At 63.5% G+C, this 20,654-nt stretch carries 21 protein-coding genes; 14 read left to right on the forward strand and 7 right to left on the reverse strand.

All coding sequences use genetic code 11. The features are described from left to right. Positions 1-307: 307 nt before the first annotated feature. From AC3WJU_RS02750 to AC3WJU_RS02795, 10 genes are all read left to right on the forward strand, one after another. A complete protein-coding gene (locus tag AC3WJU_RS02750; protein WP_059388506.1) occupies positions 308-1,597 on the forward strand; it encodes an adenylosuccinate synthase in 1,290 nt (429 codons plus the stop codon). A gap of 393 nt (positions 1,598-1,990) precedes the next feature. Then, positions 1,991-2,545, forward strand: a complete 555-nt coding sequence (locus tag AC3WJU_RS02755; protein ID WP_059388507.1) for an RNA polymerase sigma factor — start codon at positions 1,991-1,993, stop codon at positions 2,543-2,545. Continuing rightward, the gene (locus tag AC3WJU_RS02760; RefSeq protein WP_492259059.1) at positions 2,542-3,336 is read left to right on the forward strand and encodes a hypothetical protein; all 795 of its coding nucleotides are present in this window, start codon (positions 2,542-2,544) and stop codon (positions 3,334-3,336) included. Before AC3WJU_RS02755 ends, AC3WJU_RS02760 begins: the two co-directional genes overlap by 4 nt. Positions 3,337-3,348: 12 nt before the next feature. Continuing rightward, positions 3,349-3,774 (forward strand): CoA-binding protein, encoded by a 426-nt coding sequence (locus AC3WJU_RS02765; RefSeq protein WP_492259060.1) that lies wholly within the window; start codon positions 3,349-3,351, stop codon positions 3,772-3,774. 71 nt (positions 3,775-3,845) lie between these two features. Beyond that, the gene (locus AC3WJU_RS02770; protein WP_492259061.1) at positions 3,846-4,688 is read left to right on the forward strand and encodes a polysaccharide deacetylase family protein; all 843 of its coding nucleotides are present in this window, start codon (positions 3,846-3,848) and stop codon (positions 4,686-4,688) included. 26 nt (positions 4,689-4,714) lie between these two features. Further along, entirely contained in the window at positions 4,715-5,116 is a 402-nt protein-coding gene (locus AC3WJU_RS02775; RefSeq protein WP_284988633.1) for an MmcQ/YjbR family DNA-binding protein, read from the forward strand. Between the two features lie 82 nt (positions 5,117-5,198). Continuing rightward, on the forward strand, positions 5,199-5,828 hold the full coding sequence (locus AC3WJU_RS02780) for a hypothetical protein (protein WP_284988634.1): 630 nt from the start codon (positions 5,199-5,201) through the stop codon (positions 5,826-5,828). Between the two features lie 209 nt (positions 5,829-6,037). After that, the gene (ngcE, locus tag AC3WJU_RS02785; RefSeq protein ID WP_284988635.1) at positions 6,038-7,447 is read left to right on the forward strand and encodes an N-acetylglucosamine/diacetylchitobiose ABC transporter substrate-binding protein; all 1,410 of its coding nucleotides are present in this window, start codon (positions 6,038-6,040) and stop codon (positions 7,445-7,447) included. Continuing rightward, positions 7,444-8,469, forward strand: a complete 1,026-nt coding sequence (locus AC3WJU_RS02790) for a carbohydrate ABC transporter permease (protein ID WP_172465567.1) — start codon at positions 7,444-7,446, stop codon at positions 8,467-8,469. Before ngcE ends, AC3WJU_RS02790 begins: the two co-directional genes overlap by 4 nt. Continuing rightward, the gene (locus AC3WJU_RS02795) at positions 8,469-9,362 is read left to right on the forward strand and encodes a carbohydrate ABC transporter permease (RefSeq protein WP_492259062.1); all 894 of its coding nucleotides are present in this window, start codon (positions 8,469-8,471) and stop codon (positions 9,360-9,362) included. Before AC3WJU_RS02790 ends, AC3WJU_RS02795 begins: the two co-directional genes overlap by 1 nt. 97 nt (positions 9,363-9,459) lie before the next feature. Here the strand turns inward: AC3WJU_RS02795 and AC3WJU_RS02800 are convergent, their stop codons facing one another. Next, positions 9,460-10,317, reverse strand: a complete 858-nt coding sequence (locus tag AC3WJU_RS02800; protein ID WP_492259063.1) for a DUF1206 domain-containing protein — start codon at positions 10,315-10,317, stop codon at positions 9,460-9,462. A gap of 82 nt (positions 10,318-10,399) precedes the next feature. Here AC3WJU_RS02800 and AC3WJU_RS02805 point away from each other — a divergent pair, with 82 nt between their 5' ends. Further along, a complete protein-coding gene (locus AC3WJU_RS02805; protein ID WP_236814542.1) occupies positions 10,400-10,693 on the forward strand; it encodes a DUF503 domain-containing protein in 294 nt (97 codons plus the stop codon). A gap of 81 nt (positions 10,694-10,774) precedes the next feature. Here AC3WJU_RS02805 and purL read toward each other — a convergent pair whose 3' ends face one another. From purL to purS, 3 genes are read right to left on the reverse strand one after another with little or no spacing between them, the layout of a single operon-like run. Next, complete coding sequence (gene purL, locus AC3WJU_RS02810) at positions 10,775-13,093, reverse strand: phosphoribosylformylglycinamidine synthase subunit PurL (protein WP_284988638.1); 2,319 nt, start codon at positions 13,091-13,093, stop codon at positions 10,775-10,777. Continuing rightward, the gene (gene purQ, locus AC3WJU_RS02815; RefSeq protein WP_307052872.1) at positions 13,090-13,845 is read right to left on the reverse strand and encodes a phosphoribosylformylglycinamidine synthase subunit PurQ; all 756 of its coding nucleotides are present in this window, start codon (positions 13,843-13,845) and stop codon (positions 13,090-13,092) included. Before purQ ends, purL begins: the two co-directional genes overlap by 4 nt. Before the next feature lies 1 nt (position 13,846). Further along, positions 13,847-14,098: a phosphoribosylformylglycinamidine synthase subunit PurS gene (gene purS / locus AC3WJU_RS02820; RefSeq protein ID WP_028265707.1), complete on the reverse strand. Its 252-nt coding sequence runs from the start codon at positions 14,096-14,098 to the stop codon at positions 13,847-13,849. Positions 14,099-14,450: 352 nt separating this feature from the next. Between purS and AC3WJU_RS02825 the strand changes: the two genes are divergently transcribed. From AC3WJU_RS02825 to AC3WJU_RS02835, 3 genes are all read left to right on the forward strand, one after another. Beyond that, entirely contained in the window at positions 14,451-14,636 is a 186-nt protein-coding gene (locus AC3WJU_RS02825) for a hypothetical protein (RefSeq protein ID WP_059388516.1), read from the forward strand. Between the two features lie 135 nt (positions 14,637-14,771). After that, positions 14,772-15,062: a DUF1540 domain-containing protein gene (locus tag AC3WJU_RS02830; protein ID WP_059388517.1), complete on the forward strand. Its 291-nt coding sequence runs from the start codon at positions 14,772-14,774 to the stop codon at positions 15,060-15,062. A gap of 280 nt (positions 15,063-15,342) precedes the next feature. Beyond that, positions 15,343-18,516: a S8 family serine peptidase gene (locus tag AC3WJU_RS02835; RefSeq protein WP_492259064.1), complete on the forward strand. Its 3,174-nt coding sequence runs from the start codon at positions 15,343-15,345 to the stop codon at positions 18,514-18,516. Between the two features lie 248 nt (positions 18,517-18,764). Here AC3WJU_RS02835 and AC3WJU_RS02840 read toward each other — a convergent pair whose 3' ends face one another. From AC3WJU_RS02840 to AC3WJU_RS02850, 3 genes are read right to left on the reverse strand one after another with little or no spacing between them, the layout of a single operon-like run. Next, a complete protein-coding gene (locus AC3WJU_RS02840; RefSeq protein WP_306964151.1) occupies positions 18,765-19,133 on the reverse strand; it encodes a serine protease inhibitor in 369 nt (122 codons plus the stop codon). Then, positions 19,130-20,173: a 3-methyladenine DNA glycosylase gene (locus tag AC3WJU_RS02845; protein ID WP_492259065.1), complete on the reverse strand. Its 1,044-nt coding sequence runs from the start codon at positions 20,171-20,173 to the stop codon at positions 19,130-19,132. The genes AC3WJU_RS02840 and AC3WJU_RS02845 overlap by 4 nt, the downstream gene beginning before the upstream one ends. Then, complete coding sequence (locus AC3WJU_RS02850) at positions 20,070-20,639, reverse strand: SSI family serine proteinase inhibitor (RefSeq protein ID WP_492259066.1); 570 nt, start codon at positions 20,637-20,639, stop codon at positions 20,070-20,072. The genes AC3WJU_RS02845 and AC3WJU_RS02850 overlap by 104 nt, the downstream gene beginning before the upstream one ends. Between the last annotated feature and the right edge of the window lie 15 nt (positions 20,640-20,654).

The raw sequence follows: 20,654 nt of genomic DNA on the forward strand, positions 1-20,654 counted from the left end.
GCCTGGGGCCCGAGGGCCGTTTTGGAGGCTCGAAGCGGACTGTTTGGGAAGAGTTCACATTCTGCTCACGGGGAACTTCGAGGGCGCCCTCCCTGTTTTCATGTCGCCTTCCGACCGTGTGACAACAGGTCCAAGAGCCGCATCGGCTAAACTTGGCTGGTAAGAGCCCCGGAACTCTTGCTGATCCCGCCGATGAACTTTTGCGAAAGTCTGCGGGCAGGACCGAAAGATTCGGGGCGTTCTCATGTACGGCGCTGAGCCTTGGTGATCCCGCCAGGACCGGCCCGAAAGAATGGGGGAGGATCCCATGCCAGCTATCGTGATCGTCGGAGCCCAATGGGGCGACGAAGGCAAAGGCAAAGCAACCGACCTGCTCGGTGGCCGCGTTGACTACGTGGTCAAGCCCAACGGCGGCAACAACGCCGGGCACACCGTTGTGGTGGGCGGTGAGAAGTATGAGCTCAAGCTCCTTCCTGCCGGCATTCTGAGCCCCAACGCGATTCCGATCATCGGCAACGGCTGCGTGGTGAACCTTGAAGCGCTGTTCCAGGAGATCGATGGCCTGGAAGCCCGCGGCGCAGACACCTCCCGATTGCGTGTCTCCGCGAATGCCCACCTCGTGGCGCCGTACCACCAGGTGTTGGACAAGGTCACGGAGCGCTTCCTCGGCAGCCGCGCCATCGGCACCACAGGCCGGGGCATTGGCCCGGCCTACATGGACAAGGTGGCCCGCCTGGGTATCCGCGTGCAGGATGTCTTCGACGAATCGATCCTCCGCCAGAAGGTGGAAGGCTCGCTGCGCCAAAAGAACGAGCTCCTGGTCAAGGTCTACAACCGCCGCAATGTGGTGGTGGACGAGATCGTGGAGTACTTCCTGTCCTACGCCGAGCGCCTGCGGCCGCTGGTCATTGACAGCACGCTGGTCCTCAACAACGCACTGGATGAGGGCAAGGTGGTCCTCATGGAGGGCGGCCAGGCCACGTTCCTGGACGTCGACCACGGCACCTACCCGTTCGTGACGTCGTCCAACCCGACCGCCGGCGGCGCGTCCGTTGGCTCGGGCATCGGACCCACCCGGATCTCGCGGTCCATCGGCATCATCAAGGCCTACACCACGCGCGTCGGCGCCGGCCCGTTCCCCACGGAGCTCTTCGACGAGATGGGCATGTACCTGCAGAAAACAGGCGGCGAGTTCGGCGTCAACACCGGCCGCCCGCGCCGCTGCGGCTGGTACGACGCCGTCCTGGCCCGCCATGCATCCCGCGTCAACGGCTTCACGGACTACTTCGTCACCAAGCTGGACGTCCTGACCGGCATCGAGCAGATCCCGGTCTGCGTGGCCTACGACGTCGACGGCGTCCGCCACGACGAAATGCCCATGACCCAGACCGAGTTCCACCACGCAGTGCCGATCTTCGAGTACTTCGACGGCTGGACCGAGGACATCACCGGCGCCAAGACGCTCGAAGACCTCCCCGAGAACGCCCGCCGATACGTGCTGGCCCTCGAGAAGCTCTCCGGCACGCGCTTCTCCGCGATCGGCGTCGGCCCGGACCGGGACCAGACGATCGTGGTGCACGACCTCATCGAGGACTAGTCACCACAGCTAAATCACGACGTCGGCGGGTCGCCCTTTCAGGGGTGGCCCGCCGTCGTGCGTTCCGCGCCAAAAGGCACACAAAACGCCGTCGAAAAAAACTTTTGGAATCCGCGTAACCCTTTGGGGTGCCCCGTCGATTACCTCTTTGAAAGGCCGAGCTGAAATTTGTCCCCCATCATGTTTCAGCTCGGCCCTTTTCATGTCTGAAGGGGTTTCGTGGATGTGCAAAAAGTCCGGGAGAGGCAGGTCCCCGGAACCGAAGGCTGGTCCTTGGGCATAGCGGGAGCAGCGGTTAAGCTAGGTGAGGTTGCCCGGCCCTGCCGCGTTTGGGCGGCACCGAGGATCTCGCATGGATCCGGACATTCGCTCCCCAACGAAAGCCACGCTTCAGTGACCGACGCCTTGACCGATGCAGCATTGCTGGCCCTTCGCGGCCGCGAAGCTGAACTGTTCAGCGCCGTCTATCAGGCCTTTGCGGGCCAGGTGCTTGGCTACCTGACGGCGAAAGGTGTCTCGGATCCCGAAGCTGTCACACAAGACGTTTTTCTTGCCGTCCTGCCTCGCGTCGAGACGATCACGGGCGGCGTCAGCGGTCTGCGGACGTTCGTGTTCTCGGTGGCCCATGCCCGGATGGTGGATGACCATCGTCGGCAAAGCAGGGCGCCTGAGCACCACGAGTTTGAACCTGAACGTGACACGCGCCAGTCGAATTCGGCAGAAGCCGAAGCGATGAACCGCGTGGCGCCCGGGGAAGTCATGGCGCTGCTGGACCTCCTTGGGGAAGATCAGCGGGAAGTCCTGACCCTTCGTATTGTTGCCGGTCTGACCGTTGACCAAGCAGCCGAAATCATGGGGAAAAGCCAAGGCGCAGTCAAACAACTACAGCGCCGGGCGTTGAATTCACTCCGCGAGCACTCGGTAGTAAAGGAATACGTGGCACCATGATGCGTTGGGATTGCAAGGACATTGACCGCGACGCGGTCATCCTCGAGCTCATGCTTGAGGCTGGCCTCACGGACGCCCCTGAAGTCACGGATTCGTTGAAGGCACTGGAATCGTTTGCCTCCATGCCGGCGCCTGTCCCCGGGCCCGCGCTCGCGGCGATGTTGGCTGGCTCGGCTGTGGGCGAGACTCTTCCCCTCGACGAGCTCGGCAAGCGGCGTCAGTTGCGCAAGCATCGCCCCGCCGTTATTGGTGCTGCGGTCCTGACCGCCATGGGCCTGGGTGTTGGTGGCGTTGCGGCCGCGAGCGGCGGATTCAGCAAGGGAACGCCGGAATTCATGCAGACGCTGATCTCCGGCTGGGCGCCCGCTTGGACCACAGCTCCGCCGTCGCTGGTACCTCCGGCCCCCGCCCAGGACTCCCCGAAGGTTGCGACGCACCCGGCGCCCGTAGACCTGCCGCCGGCGCCCCCGGTGGCGGGCCCCTCGGCGGATCCCGTGGTCACTGCTCCAGCTGGTACTGGCGAGGCGGCGCACGAGCCGGAAGCACAGGCGGCCGGTCGGGCTCCGGCAAGCCAGCCAACGCAGGAGCAAGCTCCGAAGGCAGCCCACACCGAGCCTAAGAACGATTCGCAGGGAATCCTTCCGCAGCCCAAAACCGCCATCCCATCAGCCCCCACGGCGAAGGACCTCCAAAACGGAGTGCAGCAAGCGGTCGGGAACGCCCAGGACGACGTGTCCCTGAAGCCTGCCGGGCCCTCGCTGCGTTGGCTCCTTGGACTGCTGTCCCGCTAGTAGGCTGAAGCTATGACACATGTCAACGATCCGGGAGTCATAGACCGGCTGATGCGAACAAAGGGCCGCTGGGCCATCGTGGGACTCAGCACGAATGAATGGCGCTCCGCGTTCGAAGTAGCTCTCTATATTCGCGACACCATGGGCATGGAGATCATCCCGATCAACCAAAAGGGCGAGGACGTCCACGGCGAAACCGGGTACAAATTCCTTGCGGATGTGCCGCTTGAGAAACAGCCCATCGACGTCGTCGATTGCTTTGTGAACTCCTCGCGCGTTGGCGCGGTCGTGGACGAAGCGATTGCCGTGGGAGCGAAAGCTGTGTGGCTCCAGCTCGGAGTCATTGACGAGGATGCAGCGGAGCGGGCCAAAGCTGCGGGCCTGGACGTCGTCATGAACGCTTGCCCGGCCCAGATGGGCTGGCGGAGCGGCATCTAGCCGTCGTTTTCTGTTAACCGGCCGCTGGTATGTTTTGGAGGCAATCACCCTTTCGAGCCCAGGGAATCCCCATGTGTGACCACCATCCCTCCACCGCCAGCCGGCGCACCGCGCTCGGTTTCCTCGGGGCTTCCCTCGTGGCCGGGCTGGGGGCTTGCGCGGTCCCGGGAAACCAGTCCGCGGAAAGCCCGACGGCGGCGCCCCGCACGGTGGGCCTCTCGCCGTCGTCGTCCGCAAGCGGCGCGATGAGTCCCACACCAAGCCCAGCGGGTCCTGGGCGGCTCCGGAACCCCTTCACCCCCGACTTCACGCTGCCGCCAATCCAAGGCGGACTGGCTCCCGTGATCACCAAAATCCCCACCAAACATCCCGTGGTGTTCCTCACGATCGACGACGGACTGGTCAAGTCCCCGGAAAGCGTCCGGCTCCTCGCGGAGAACGGCTACCCGGCAACGCTCTTCCTGACGAGCAACACGGTCCGCGACAACCCCGCGTTCTTCAAGGCGTTCATGGCGCAGGGGAGCCTGGTTGAAAACCACACGGTCAGCCACAACGTCAATATGACCACTCAATGGGGTTACCAGCGGCAGCTTGACGACATCGCAGGCATGCAGGATTTCGCCCTCCAGCAGTATGGCCGCAAGCCCACACTGTTCAGGCCTCCGGGCGGTGCCTATTCGACCGCCATGCGGCAAGCTGTGGCCGCCGCCGGCTTGAAGGCGATCGTTACGTGGGAGGCCAAGGCCAATGCCGGGCGGATGGACTACCAGTACGGCAATTCCCTCCGGCCGGGCGACATCGTCCTGATGCACTTCCGCCCCGAATTCGCGGCGGACTTCGAGGCCTTCCGCTCGGCGCAAGTGGCTGCTGGCCTGGAAGTGGTGCTCCTCGAGGACTTCCTGGACGTTGCGTGAGGCGATCGGTCCGCTAGTCTCGCTACATGGACGCTGCGACACTCCGCCAAATCTGCCTTGGCTTCCCCGGGAGCTATGAAGACTTCCCGTTCGGCCCGGAAACCTCGGTTTTCAAGGTCCGGGCCGCCGTATCCGGCGGATCCAAGCAGGAAGGCAAGATGTTCGCCGCATCCGCCATGGACGACCAGAACCTGGCAGTAAGCCTCAAATGCGATCCCGCCTTGGCCGTGCAGCTTCGCTCGGCCCATCCGGAAATCACCGGTGCCTGGCACATGAACAAGACGCACTGGAACGGCGTGCGCCTGGATGGCGCCCTCCCTGACTCCATGGTCAGGGACATGGTGGAGGATTCCTATGACCTGGTGGTTTCCTCGTTGAGCCGCAAGCAGCAGGAGCAACTGGGCTGGGCCCGGCTCGCCAAGGACTGACACGCGGACCCCGCCTGCCGCTTCGGCTAGATTGTGAGTGGACCGCACCTTCCATCGCCTCGAAGCAATCAGGAGGAGCCAGATGCTGGAACAAAAGACCCTCGATGAGCTGTGGAATTTTGAGGACCCCGCGTTGTCGGAAGCCCGATTCCGCGAAGCCATGGCCGATCCCGCCTACGATCCCTTTGAACGGGCCGAGCTCGCCACCCAATTGGGCCGGGCAATCGGCCTGCAGGGCCGCTTCGAGGAGGCGGACGCCCTCCTGGACGGGATCGACGCCGAAGAGGAGCCGACCATTGCGGTGCGGATCCTCCTGGAGCGCGGCCGCCTGCTCAACTCCGCCGGCCACCCTGCCATGGCCGTTCCGCTCTTTGAGCAGGCCGCCGAGATGGGCGACCTCCTGGGCGAAGATTTCCTCGCTGTGGATGCACTCCACATGCTGGCCATCGCCGACTCCGGACACCAGGAATCGTGGACGCGCAGCGCGCTTGAGTACGCGTCCGCCGTCGAGGATGCACGCACCAAACGGTGGATGGTTTCCCTGCACAACAACCTCGGTTGGGCGATGTACGACGACGGTCGCCGCACCGAGGCGATGGTGGAGTTCCAGCTCGCTGAGCAATGGGCTGAGCGGGTAGGAACCGAGCAACAGCAGCAATGGGCACGCGAGGCTATCGCCCAGTGCGCAAAATCCTTGAATTTACGGGGCTAAAACACCCAAACGACCCCGACGGAGGGCAGGATCGTCAGATCACATTTTGACAAAAGTTGATTGAAACTGCCCTCAAATATTGCTTTTCAATCACTCGTGGTGAAGTATGTCACACGAAGGGCGCGTCGCAGCGGCGGTGCCCTGACCGATCGACTGCCGGCCGAGGCGCCGTCAGCGTGAGGTACTACGAGTCTCTGGAGGGTTTTAGGATGAACGTTCAGCAGCAGTCTTTTGCACGCCGCGGTTTCCTCCGCGGCGCGCTTGCCGCGGCCGTGCTTGTGCCGTTGGCCGGCTCGATGGCGTCCTGCGCGGGGGGTGGCGGCGGAGGAACAACTGGTCCAACGGGAACCGTTTCGGACACCAATCCCTTCGGCATGGCAGACAAGTCCACCGTTGACGCCGTGATCTTCAAGGGCGGGTACGGAATCGACTACGTCGACTTCGCGGGCAAGGGCTTCGAAAGCGCACATTCAGGTTCCACTGCCAAGATTTCCCCGTCCACGGACATCGCACAGGAACTGCAGCCACGATTCGTCGGAGGCAACCCGCCGGACCTGATCGACAACTCGGGCGCCAAGGCAATCGGCTTCAGCACCATCCTGGCCCAGCTTGAAGACCTCACCAGCGTGGTCAACGCCAAGAACCTTGAGGGCAAGGTCATTAAGGACACCCTCTACGGCGGAGTGCTCGCCCCGGGTACCTTCGAGGGCAAGCTGGCGGCCTTGAACTACGTCCTCACCGTCTACGCGATGTGGTACTCCGATGCCCTGCTCAAGGACAACGGCTGGTCCGTTCCCAAGACCTGGGATGAGATGTACGCGCTCGGGGAGCAGGCCAAGGCCAAGGGCAAATACCTGTTCGTCTGGGGCAAGGAAGCCGCCACGTACTACCAGGAAATGGCGATCGCCTCCGCTATCAAGGAGGGTGGCCACGACGTTCGCCTCGGCCTTGAAAACCTGAAGGCAGACTGCTGGTCCCACCCTGCGCTCCAGAGCGTCTTCACCGCCCTGGAAAAGATCGTCAAGGCAGGCCACTTCAAACCAGGTGGCTCGGGCACCCAGTTCACGGCTGCACAGGCGCAGTGGAGCAACGCCCAGGAAGCAGTGTTCTACCCGTCCGGTTCATGGATCGAAAACGAGATGAAGGACCAGACCAAGGCCGGCTTCAAGATGACCGGTGCGCCCGTCCCCTCGGTGACCACCAGCTCCAAACTGCCGTACGCGGCACTGCACAGCGCAGCGGGCGAGCCCTTCGTGGTTCCTTCACAGGGCAAGAACGTTCCCGGCGGCAAGGAATTGCTCCGCGTCATGCTCTCCAAGGACGCTGCGACCAACTTCGCCAAGACCAAGCTGGCCCCCACCATCGTCAAGGACACCGTTCCCTCTGATGGCTTCGGATCTACGGCACTCGTCTCCCAGACGAAGCTGCTCAGCGACGCGGGCGACAACATCTACACCTGGAACTTCATTGACCTTTACGGCACCAACAAGGACCAGCTGGTTGTGTGGAACACGTTCCTCGATGGAAAGTCCGATGTCGCCACACTGACGTCGGACCTGCAGAAGATCACCGACAAGGTCCGTAACGACAGCTCGGTCAAGAAGATCGAAGTGAAGTGACTTCAGTGAAAGCAAAAACCCTCCGGGTCGACGGCGGCGCGTCCGCCGTCGTCGTTCCGGATACCGCACCACCCGTCTACAAGAGGCGGCGCAAGCCCCTGACGTTCGACAAGGTCAGTTTCTTCGTGGTCTTCCTGGGCCTGCCCCTGGCGATCTACCTCCTCTTTGTGATTTGGCCTTTCATCCAGGCGTTCGGCTACTCCCTGACTGACTGGAGCGGTTTCTCACCCGACCAGAACTTCATCGGACTCGAGAATTACCGGAAGCTCTTCACGGATGACATCTTCATGAAGGCCATGGGGAACAACATCCTGCTGGTCATCTGCCTGCCCATCATCACCATCATCCTCAGCCTGGTGCTGGCAACCTTGGTGACAGTGGGCGGCAGCAGCAAGGGCCAGATCAAGGGCCTGCGCAACTCCAGCTTCTACCGGGTTGTCTCTTTCTTCCCCTACACGATTCCGGCGATCGCCATCGGCATCATGTGGGGCCAGATCTACGATCCTTCCGGGGGTCTGTTGAACGGCATCCTCACTTCCCTCGGCATGGACCAATTCAAGTCCTACGCGTGGCTTGGAGATAAGAACACCGCCATGATCGCCACGATGTTCGTGATCGTGTGGGGCTTCATCGGCTTCTACATGGTGCTCTTCGTGGCGGGTATCAAAGGTATCCCCGCCGAACTGTTCGAGGCGGCCCGGATTGACGGCGCGGGGCGCTTCCGCACTGCCGTGTCCATCACCATCCCGCTGATCCGGGACAACATCCAGACGGCGTACATTTACATGGGCATTTTGGCGCTGGATGCCTTCGTCTACATGGCCGCCCTGAACTCCGGCGGTGGTCCGGACAACTCCACCCTGGTGATGTCGCAGCAGCTCTTCTTCACCGCCTTCACGAAGGGCCAGTTCGGACTGGCCAGCGCCATGGGCGTTGTGCTGGCCGTAGCCACCCTGATCTTCTCCGGCCTCGTGTTCCTGGTCAACAGGCTCACTGGTGGCGACAAGGATGTGTCCCTCTGATGACTACCAAAATAGCCAGCCAGGAAATGAAGTCGCTGCACTTCAACCCGCGCAAACCGGCCACGACACCAGGGGACAAGGTGGTGGGCGCCGTTTCGCACACTGCCCTGACCATCTGGTCGCTGATCGTGATCCTGCCCTTGTTGTGGACTTTCATGTCCTCCTTCAAGACCTCCAGCGAGATCTTCGCTTCGCCGTTCGCCCTGCCCTCCCAGTGGCGCTTCGACAACTACGTCAAGGCCTGGACCGAGGCCGGCATCGGAAGCTACTTCCTCAACTCCGTGATTGTGGTGGGCTGCGCCCTGGTCATCGTCATGGTCCTCGGAGCCATGTGCGCCTACGTCCTGGCGCGCTATGTCTTCTTCGGTAGCAAGGCGATCTACTACCTCATGCTGGCCGGGCTCACGTTCCCGATCTTCCTCGCCATGGTGCCTTTGTTCTTCGTCATGAAGAGACTCGGCCTCCTCAACACCCTCCCGGGTTTGACCTTGGTGTACGTCGGCTTCGCGCTGCCGTTCACGGTCTTCTTCCTGTTTTCCTTCTTCAAGTCGCTCCCTCACGAAATCACGGAAGCGGCTGCCTTGGATGGAGCAGGCGAGTGGCGGACGTTCTTCCAGGTCATGCTGCCGATGGCCAAACCGGGACTCGCTTCCGTGGCCATCTTCAACTTCCTGGGTTTGTGGAACCAGTTCCTGATTCCGGTGGCCATCAACTCGGCCGGGCCACGCGTGCTGTCCCAAGGACTGGCCGCTTTCGCCGGCCAAATGGGTTATGCGGTGGACTTCGGCGCCTTGTTCGCAGCAGTCACCGTCACGGTGGTTCCGGTCCTGATCGTCTACGTCATCTTCCAGCGCCAGCTGCAGGGTTCGGTGTCGCAAGGCACGTCCAAGTAGCACAACCTGGCTAAAAAAGCGCCCGACGGCGGTTCCCACCTTTGGTGGGGGCCGCCGTCGGGCGCTTCTGGCCACCACGCGAAGGTGAGGCCCGCTTTCAGAGCCGCTGGTAACGGGAGCGGAACAAGGAGTAGACGCCGTAGGCCATCAGTCCGAGGCTGACGAACCCGAGCACCCATCCGCCAAAGGGCTGTTTCAGGAAGGCCTTGAGTGCGGAGTCGAGGCCGCCTTGTTGGGAGGGGTCGTGCTCCGCCGTGGCAATCAGGATGAGCAAGCCGACGGCGCCAAGCGCCACCCCTTTTGCGCAATAGCCCACTACTCCAAGCACCGTGAACGCATCTCCCAAGGCTCCCGACGGTTTTCCCCTCAGGTTCTTTTCGTACCTGCGTGTGATCCCCAGGAAGACGTAGGTGCCGGCAGCCGCCAGCAACGCCACTCCGATGACCACCAAGAGGACAGTTCCCGGAGTGCTGGACATGAGGTCTGCACTGGTCGAGCGGGATTTCTCGCTGCTGCTGCTCGGACGGCTGAGCGCGAAGCTTCCGAAGGTCACCGCGGCAACAGCGAAGACGATCGCCTGCCCGGCTGCCTTGAGCCGATTCATCCAGGGCTTCGAGCTGCCACCCCCGCTCCACCCCATCACGGCGTCGCTCGCCATGTACAGCGCGAGGACACCGCAGGCCACGAGTCCCGCCCATAACAGGACGACGCCGCCAGGCGTGGCTGCCAGCTGGCTGACCGCACCGCTTTGGTCGGCTTGGCCGGATGCGCCCAGCGCGATCCCCAAGGCGATGATCCCGATCAGGAGGTGTATCAGCCCTAAGGCGACGAACCCGGCCCGTGCCACTACCCTGACGGTGCGTGAATCCTTCGCATCGTCTACGGCGTCTCCCACCGAATCGGCACCCCGGGATACTGCGTTGCCGGCCTTGTTCGTATGATCGTCCGCGCCCATGGAGCTCCTTTAGTCTGCCCTTATCTTGCCACCGTGGGCTCCGAAGCGGGAGGGCGCGCGGACTACTGGATACGATGGGCGCATGTGGATCGCGTGGATTGAGTTCGACATCCTCCTCGGCGAAGTGCACAGCCTGAAGGAGAAACGTTCCCTCGTGCGTCCGCTGATCGCCGAGTTGAAACGGCGTTTCGAAGTCTCTGCCGCCGAGACCGGGCATTTGGACCAGCATCGCCGTGTACTCATCGGCGCGGGGGCAGTGGCAGCAGACCGGGCGCATCTCGTCGAGGTGCTCGACGCCGTCGAACGCTTCGTTGCAGCACGCCCGGAACTGGAGCTCCTGAGCGCCCGACGCCGGGACCTCCACAGCGAAGACTGAAAACACAACGCGGGGTCACTTACGGCCCATCCCGAGGGGATTCTTGGGCCGTAAGTGACCCCGCGTTGGGGTTGCCAGGCGCTAGCCGAAATACTTCGGCAGCGTGGCCTCGTGGGCTTCGTTGAGAGCGTCCAAGGAGAGCTCGTCCACGCCGTTGATCTCCAGCTTGCCGCCGGCAGCGTCGACGACGCCGATCCGGAGGTGGGCGAAGCCGCGGGCCGTGCACATGTCCTTGAAGCGGATTTCCTCGGAGCGCGGAACGGACACGATGGCCCGGCCCTGGGACTCGGAGAACAACGCGGTGAACAGATCCACGCCGTCGCGCTCCACGAGTTCGTCCAGCGCAATCCGGGCGCCGACGCCGTAGCGGAGTGCGGACTCCACCAGCGCAGCGGCAAGGCCGCCCTCGGAGAGGTCGTGCGCGGCGTCGATCATGCCGTCGCGCGAGGCGTTGATGAGGATCTCGCCGAGCTGGCGCTCGATGGACAGGTCAACCTTCGGCGGCAAGCCGCCGAGGTGTCCGCGCAGGTTGGACCATTCCGAACCGTCCAGTTCCGCGGCCGTGGTGCCCAGGAGGTAGATGGCCTGGCCATCTTCCTTCCAGCCCGACGGCGTGCGGCGCGCGACGTCGTCGAGCTTGCCCAGCACGGCAACCACGGGGGAGGGGTGGATCGGCACGGTACCGGTCTGGTTGTACAGCGAGACGTTGCCGCCGGTGACCGGGACGCCCAGTTCCATGCACGCGTCCGACAGGCCACGAATGGACTCGGCCAGCTGCCACATGACATCCGGGTCCTCGGGGGAACCGAAGTTCAGGCAGTCGCTGACGGCCATCGGGACGGCGCCGGAGGTGGCGACGTTCCGGTAGGCCTCGGCCAGTGCCAGCTGTGCGCCGTGGTACGGATCGAGGTAGGTGTAGCGGCCGTTGGCATCGGTGGCCAGGGCCACGCCCAAGCCGGTTTCCTCGTCCACGCGGACCACGCCGGCGTCGTCCGGGAACGCCATGGCGGTGTTGCCGCCGACGTACCGGTCGTACTGCTTGGTGATCCAGGCCTTGCTGCACATGTTCGGCGAAGCAATGAGCTCGGTGATGGCGGCAGCCAGTTCCCCGGAAGTGGAGGGGCGGCCGGCGTCCTGCACGGAGCCCGTGAAGGTATCGGCCTGGACGGAATCCTGCCACGAGGGGCGGGCAAACGGGCGGTCGTAGACCGGACCGTCGTGGGCAACGGTGCGCGGGTCGACGTCGACAATGACTTCGCCTTCCCACGTGATGATGAGGCGGCCGGTGTCGGTCACTTCGCCGAGCCAGGAGTACTCCACGGCCCACTTGTCCATGACCGCTTCAAACGCGGTGATGTTCTCCGGCGTGACAACGGCCATCATGCGTTCCTGCGACTCGGACATCAGGATTTCGCCCGGGGTCAGGGTGGGGTCGCGGAGCAGCACGGAAGTCAGCTCAACCTGCATGCCGCCGTCGCCGTTGGAAGCGAGTTCGGACGTGGCGCAGGAGATGCCCGCAGCGCCGAGGTCCTGGATACCCTCAACGAGCGAACCTTTGAACAGCTCCAGGCAGCACTCGATGAGCACCTTCTCGGCGAAGGGGTCGCCCACCTGGACGGCGGGGCGCTTGGAAGGCTTGGTGTCGTCGAAGGACTCCGAGGCCAGCACCGAGGCGCCACCAATGCCGTCGCCGCCGGTGCGCGCACCGAACAGGACAACCTTGTTGCCCTTGCCGGACGCGTTGGCCAGGCGGATGTCTTCGTGGCGCATGACGCCGACTGCCAGCGCGTTGACCAGCGGGTTGCCCTGGTACACAGAGTCGAACACCATTTCGCCGCCGATGTTCGGCAGGCCCAGCGAGTTGCCGTAGCCACCGATGCCGGCAACAGCACCGTGCATGACGCGGGCGGTGTCCGGGTGGTCGATGGCGCCGAATCGCAGCGGGTCCATCACGGCCACCGGGCGGGCGCCCATCGAGATGATGTCGCGGACAATGCCGCCGATGCCGGTCGCGGCACCCTGGTAGGGCTCCACGAAGGACGGCGAGTTGTGGGACTCGATCTTGAATGTCACGGCCCAGCCGTCGCCCAGGTTGGTGACGCCGGCGTTTTCACCGATGCCCACGAGCATGTCCTTCTTCATCTCCTCGGTCACCTTTTCGCCGAACTGGCGCAGGTGGTTCTTCGAGGACTTGTAGGAGCAGTGCTCGCTCCACATGACGGAGTACATGGCGAGTTCGGCGCCCGTGGGGCGGCGGCCCAGGACCTTGACGACCTCGTCGAACTCGTTCTGCTTCAGTCCGAGTTCGGCCCAGGGAAGCTCGGTGTCCGGGGTCTTCGCGGCGTTCTCGACGGTGTCGATGTTGAACTTCTTGCCGACGGTTTCAGCTGAGGTGGTCACTGTGCGCCTCCCACGATCTTGTTCAGGACGGAAGTGAAGAAGCCCAAGCCATCCGTGCCGGCGTTGGACTCCGGACCGAATCCGGGCTCCACCGCGTGCTCGGGGTGAGGCATGAGGCCCACTACGTTGCCGGCGGCGTTGCTGATGCCGGCGATGTCGCGGCGTGAGCCGTTCGGGTTCCAGCCGACGTAGCGGAACACGACGCGGCCTTCGGCCTCAAGGGCGTCCAGGGTCTTTTCGTCGGCGATGTACTGGCCATCCTGGTTCTTCAGCGGAACCGTGATTTCCTCGCCAGCCTCGTAATCCGAGGTCCACAAGGTCTTGTTGTTCTCGACGCGCAGCACCTGGTCGCGGCACAAGAACTTCAAGTGGTCGTTCTTGATCATGGAGCCCGGGAGCAGGTGCGACTCGGTCAGGATCTGGAAACCGTTGCAAATACCCAGCACGGGCAGCTTGGCGTCGCTGTTGGCGGCATCGATGATGCGGGACATCAGCGGAGCGAAGCGCGAAATCGCGCCTGCGCGCAGGTAGTCGCCATAGGAGAAACCGCCCGGGATGACCACGGCGTCCACGTCGGCCAGCTGTGTGTCCGCATGCCAGAGTGCGACGGCGGTGCCGCCTGCGAGGCGGACCGCACGGGCGGCGTCGCGGTCGTCAAGGGTGCCGGGGAAGGTGACGACGCCGATTTTGGCCCCGGCCAAATGGGGTTCGACGGCCACGGGGGCTCCGCCGATCAAAGGAAGTTCAGTCATGTCAGGCCTCGACGACCTCGACGTTGACGACGTCTTCGATCACCGGGTTGGACAGCAGGGTCTCGGCGGCCTCACGGGCTTGGGCGAGGATGGCATCGGTCACCTCGCCGTCAACGGTCAGTTCGAAGCGCTTGCCTTGGCGGACAGCGCTAAAGCTGGTGAAGCCGAGGCGGGGCAGTGCGCCCACGATGGCCTTCCCCTGAGGGTCCAGAATCTCGGGCTTGGGCATGACGTCGACGACGATCCGGGGCATCCGGTAACTCCTGTGCGTGAGCGTTGGTTAAACCTTGGTTAAAGGCTGCCGCGGAGTGGTGCCGTCTCACGCCGGAACTGCCTTTAAACAGCGTTCAGCAACAGTGTTTACCGGCAGGGTCTTACGGAATAAGGGGGGCGCTCCGCGAGCTTGCATGCCCATTCTACCGGCCAAATCGCTACATACCCTATTTGCGGGGGATCGGTGAAGAGGTGGCTACCAAGCAAAAGGTACGCGCCAATTCGCGGCGGCGCCCCGCCGTCGTCGGGGGTTTTGGATGAACGACGGCGGCTCTGGCCACCGAACGACGGCGGCTCTGGCCGGAGGTGGTTTGGCTCACTAGGATTGCGGCATGGCCGAGAACGCTAAGTCGATGGTTTTGCCCGTGGTTCTTGCCGCTGTATTTGCCGGCCTGGGGAGGATGGTTTTCCAAAGGATCATGGCGGACCGGGCGGCCCGGGAAAACCGCATTTCCGTCCCGCCGGATGCTTCGACGAGGGCCAAAATCAGCGACGCGTTGCGAGGGATCCATTCCTAGCGCGGCCTGCCCGCCGGCGCCACGCTGAGCGCAATAGGGTACGCGCAAATGCGCTAATCCTCCGGGTTAAAGGCGCGTATTCGGGAGTAGCTTGGAATTACTGTCCAGGAAATTCCCCGTCCACCAGGAGGAGCAATGACCGAACACGTCGCCGAAGTGTCCGCCTGCAGCGTTGGCAGCTGTGGATTCAACCATCATGGCTGCACTGCCTTCGGGATCACCATTGGCGGAACCGCGGACCACGCATCCTGCGCCACCTTCATTGACACCACGCTCATGGGAGGACTCCCCAAAGTCCTGGCGCATGTCGGTGCATGCCAGCGCTCGGAATGCACCCACAACAACAACCTCATGTGCGAGGCCCACGATGTCCGGATCGGCCCCGGTGCCGAAGCGGCTGATTGCCTGACGTACCAGCACGCCTGAGGCGCCTTTCAGTCCGTCTTCGCCTGAATATTTGAATATCCGCACAGCGGGCACGTCCCCTTCCGACGGGGGCGTGCCCGCTGCTGCGTGCGGATGTATTCTGATGCCGAATGACATGACAAAAAACGTGAAATGTGTCCTATGTCATATTCGACTATCGCTCTGTACTCTATGAATCGGCTGGGCTTTACCTGATTACAAGAACTGTCAATCGGTGCCCATCCTTTGTTGATTGATCTTGACATGACCGCCACGATCGCCCGGAAAGGTGCAATCACTCGTGAATTCACAAGGAAAGAGCTTCATTGGAAGCGGGGGGCTCCGAAAAGCTGCGGCGCTAGCCGTCGGATTACCGGTTCTGCTCTCCTCGGTGGCGTTGACACCCGCACAAGCAGCGCCCGCTTCCGGTTCAACGGTCCTCGGATCAACGGCCGCGGGAGTTGCCCGCAATGTCGACCCCAAGTCTTACCAGGATGGCCGTTACGTTGTGGTGCTGGCAGAGAAGCCAGCGGCCACTTACGACGGCGGAACCCCCGGCTATGTGCCCACCAAGCCGCAGGCGGGCAAGAAACTGGATGTCGGCAAGGCCGAAGTGAAGCAGTACCAGGCCCACTTGCAGCAGAAGCAGCAGGACGTGGCCAAGCAGCAAAGCGTAACCATCAACCGCGACTACACCACAGCCATCAACGGCTTTAGCGCCACGCTTTCCGCGAACCAGGCGGTCAATCTCGCGAAGAATCCCGATGTTCTCCTCGTGGCCCCGGACACGCAGTCTGCTCCTGACTACTCCACCACCGATTTCCTCAACCTCAGCGGACCGAATGGTGCTTGGAATACCCAGTTCGGCGGCCAGGACCAGGCCGGCAAGGGCACCGTGGTGGGTGTCATCGACACCGGCTACACGCCCACAAGCAAGTTCTTCGCCGGGGATCCCGTCCAGCCGCTGGTCGGGGACCCCCAGGTGGGCATCCCGTACCGCACGAGTGACGGCAAGATCGCCATGCTGAAGGCCAACGGAGACACCTTCGTCGGCGAGTGCCAGAAAGGCACCGACACCGGAGCGGCCTTTGACGGAACTGCCTGCAATTCCAAAGTCCTCGCCGCCCACTACTTCGCAGATGCCTTCCTCCAGACGGTTCCGCCAGCCCAACGGGCACCCCAGGAACAAATCTCGCCCATCGACGTCGTGAGCCACGGTACGCACACGGCCAGCACCGCCGCCGGCAACCCTGGCGTGGAAACGTTCGTGGATGGCCGGAGCTTCGGCAAGACGAGCGGCGTGGCACCAGCTGCCAAGCTCTCCATCTACAAGGTGTGCTGGGAAGACACCGACCCCAATACGGGCGGTTGCTACAGTTCCGCGGCCATCGCCGCCATTGACCAGGCCATCGCCGACGGCGTGGACGTCCTGAATTACTCCATTTCCGGCGCCACGGACACCACTACCGACCCGGTTTCGCTCGCGTTCCTCTCTGCTGCGTCGGCCGGCATCTTTGTGGCGGCATCCGCCGGTAACTCGGGACCTCAGGCCAGCACCGTCAACCACGGCGCACCCTGGATGACCACGGTTGCGGCTACCTCCTTCTCCCAGGAACTCCAGGGAACGGTCGAATTCTCCGACGGCACCAAGTTCCGCGGAGCCAGCATCATGAACCACCAGGTGAGCGGGGCCGGCGTCGTGCTTTCCGCAAACGCCGCCTCCGGCGCCGGTAACGCGGCACTTTGCGCGCCTGGGTCCCTGGACCCGGCGAAAATCGCCGGCAAGGTAGTGGTGTGTGACCGTGGGGTGATTGACCGCGTCGCGAAGAGCGCCGAGGTGCTCCGCGGTGGCGGCGTGGGCATGATCCTGGTGAACCTCACCAGTTCCTCCTTGGACACGGACAAGCACGCGGTGCCTACCGTCCACGTGAATCCTCCCGCCTCGCAGGCCATCAAGGACAAGGTCGCGGCCAACCCGGCACTTACTGTTTCCCTGGTTGACCACGACACCACTGGGCTTCCGCTCGAGGCCCAGCCGCAGATCGCCGGATTCTCCTCCCGCGGCCCGCTCCTCGCCACCGATTCGGATCTCCTCAAGCCGGACGTCTCGGCTCCCGGCGTTGCGGTGCTCGCGGGTGTTTCGCCGATCGGCAGCAAAGGTGATGAGTACGGATTCATGTCCGGTACCTCCATGGCGTCCCCGCACATTGCAGGTTTCGGAGCCTTGATCCTGGCGAAGAATCCCGATTGGTCCCCTGCGACGGTCAAGTCGGCCATGATGACGACGGCGAGTGACGTCAAGCTGGCCGACGGAAGCAAGAACCAGGACGTCTTCGCCACCGGTGCGGGAGAAATGAACCCTGCCAGCGTGGTGGAACCGGGCCTGGTCTACGATGCCGGAACCGAGGACTACCTGAAGTTCATCCAGGGTACCGGCGTCGATCTCGGCAAGCCGGGGCTGGGCTCGACACTGCCCCGCGACATGAACCTCCCCTCGTTCGCCCTGGGTAACCTCGCGGGCAGGATCGAGGTCACCCGCACCGTCACCGCCCTGACTCCGGGACAATACCGGGCCACAGTCAATGTCCCCGGCGTTGACGTCAAGGTCACTCCGTCCGTGCTGAACTTCAACGAAGTCGGCCAGAAGAAGACCTTCAAGGTGACCTTCGAAAACAAGACGGCCGCACTAGGTACTTTCGCGATGGGATCCCTGAAGTGGGAAGGTGCCAACAAGTCGGTGGTCTCTCCAATTGCGGTCCGTCCGCAGTCGGTGCTGGCCTCCAAGAGCGTCGCCTTCACGTCCCAGGAGGCAAGCGGATCGGCAGACATCAACATAGTTTCAGGTTCCGACTCACCCACTGCTGTGACCATTGACGGTCTCTCCAAGGCTGATTCCTCGGCCGCGGAACTTGTTCCCGGTCCCGTGGCTGTTGCGAACAACGCCTCGAACTTCGTCAAGACCGCCACGGTTCCGCCCGGAACGGCGTTCGCGAAGTTCTCGGTGATTTCCCCCGACCCCACGGCGGATTTCGATCTGTATGTCCTGTCGCCGTCGGGCCAGTTGTTCACGGCAGCGACACCGAGTGCCAGCGAGTCGCTCTCGCTCGACAACCCCCAGCCTGGAACGTACACCATCATCGCGAACCTGTATGCAAGCCCGAACAACCGGCCCACCAAGGCCAGCGTTGACGCCGCGATCCTGGGCGCGAACCAAGGCAACGCCACGGTTACGCCCAACCCGATCAAGATGAAGAACGGCAAATCCGGGAAGCTCAGTTTCGCGTGGAACAACCTGACTCCGGGTTCCTACATCGGCCGACTCACTTTTGACGGCACCAGCGCGCCGACGTTTGTGTCCGTCCTGGTCTCGGCAAGCGGCACCGTGTCCGTGGTGCCGAACGACGACCAGGAAGGCGAACATGGCAAGGGCAAACTGCAGAACGCGGGGGAGGACCAGTCAAACAACGCGCCGTAGCGCGGCATTAATGGTCTGACAGATATGCGAGGCAGCGGCCGGCGGGATATCCCGCCGGCCGCTTTCTTATCGTCCCCCGGACGCTCGCTCACCTATATGTCCCTTTTGGCGGACGCTCGCTCACCTTAATGGCCAAACGGCGGAACCCTCTTGCAGACGATGTGAGCGGGCGTCCGGCTCGGGACGGTTGTTTGTGAGCGGGCGTCGGGGTCGGGACGGTTGTTTGTGAGCGGGCGTCGGGTCGGGTGTTAGATGTTTCCCGTGGATCCTGCCACGCCGCCGAGGAGGGCGGCCATGGTGCGCCAACGGGCGATCTCGCAGCCGTCCGTCCGGCTGAAGCGGCTGCTGACCTCGCGCCCGCGGAACCGGCCGGTCACCAAGGCCACTTGTGGACCACCGTATTGCTGGGTGCATATGCGGTCCGGCCGGGGCACGGGAAAGAAGATCTCCTCGCCGAACTGTTCGACGGCGGCAAGCGCCGCCCGGGGGTCCGGAAGGGTCGAGCCTTCGGAGACTTCGCCGCCCGAGCCGAGCAGGACGAACTCGTAGTCCGCGGCGCCTGGTGCCTCCGTCAGCGTGATGGTGAGCTCGACGTCGTACTTTGTGCTTGAAGTCATCGCTGTCCTTCGTGAGACGGTGTTTGTACCAGGAGATCCAGGAGCGGCCGCACGTGGTCGAGGACCCGCGCACGGAGCGCTTGGGCCTCGGCAGCGAACGCCCTCTGATACTCAACGTACTCGGCCTTGCCTTGTGGTGTCTCGATCCTGATGGCCGGGTATCCCCACTCTTCAAGGTCGTAGGGCGAGGCCTGCATGTCCATGGCCCGGATCCGCCAGGACAGTTCGAAACAGTCCATCACCAACTCGCTCGGTAAGGCCGGCGTCAGTTTGTACGCCCATTTGTAGAGGTCCATGTTGGCGTGCAGGCAGCCCGGTTGCTCCATGGTGCGCTGGTTGTCCCGTGTCGGGGTGAGTTCGTTGAGCGGAATGGCGTCCGGCGTGTAGAAACGGAAGGCGTCGAAGTGCGAGCAGCGGATCCGGTTGTCTTCCACCACGGTGTCAGTGCCTTCTGAGCCGAGGCGCAGCTTGAGGTATTCGTGGCGAAGATCGAACTTGTCCTGGCGGTAGACCATGGCCCACTCGTGGAGTCCGAAGCAACCAAACTGGGCGGGCCGCGCTACGGTTCCGGCAAGGATGATGCCGGCGAAGCGGATGGCTTCGGTGCGGTCGGCCACGAAGCGGCTGCGATCGAAGGTGACGGCAACGGTACCGGCGGGCAGCCCCGCGGCCGCCAGCGCGCCGTCGTCGAGCACTCGGTAGTACTTCCACCCGGCCCGCTCGGCGGCTTTGGGGCCGGAGAGGACGACGCCGTCGCCCGGGTGCCAGCGCAGCAGCTGGCCGGGCTTCTGGGTGTAGTACGTGAAGAGGAAGTCTTCGACGGGATGTTTCTCGCCTGCGGAGCGCCGGGCCAAGTAGGGCTTGGCATAGCGTTCGACGCGGGCGTGGTGGGCAGCCTCCAGCGCGAGCCATTCCTCTCGCGGGAGGTGCTTGTACTTAAGCTCCGGCACCGCTTGAACCAAGGATGTCGGCGACGGCGGCCCACGCGGCAATTTCGCAGCCGTCCGTGAGCTTGTAGGAGGACTCGACGCCCACGCCATCAACGGCCCCGGTGACTATTGCCGTCTGGGGTCCGCCGTAACGCTGGTCGCAGACCTGGTCGCTGGAGCGCGGCGTGCGCGTGAGAAGGGCGGGGTTCTTTTTCAGGGCGGCGCATGCTGCGGCTGCGGTGGGGTGGTGGCTTTCCGCGGAGGGGACGCCGCCGGTGCAGACGAGCGTGTAGCTTTCAGGGGCTGCCGAAGCGGAGAGCTTGACGATGATGGAAAGCTCGGCCTCTGCGGAGCCGGGAGAGCCGGGCGCCGTGGGGGAGATCGAAGGAGTCGGTTTGCCGCTGGGAGACGCCGTTTCGTCGGGCAAAAGCCCGGTAGGGCTGCTCGACGGCGAGGATGACGTGCTGCTACCAGGCGCCGAACTGCTGGGCGAACCGCCCCCGGGGCCGGGCATGCAGGCGGCAAGACCAGCGACGGCGACGACGGCCAACACCGACCGGACTATTCGCAGGCGCATGGGGTTCTCCTTGAT

The sequence above is a fragment of the Arthrobacter sp. FW306-1B-F12A genome (assembly GCF_058781865.1).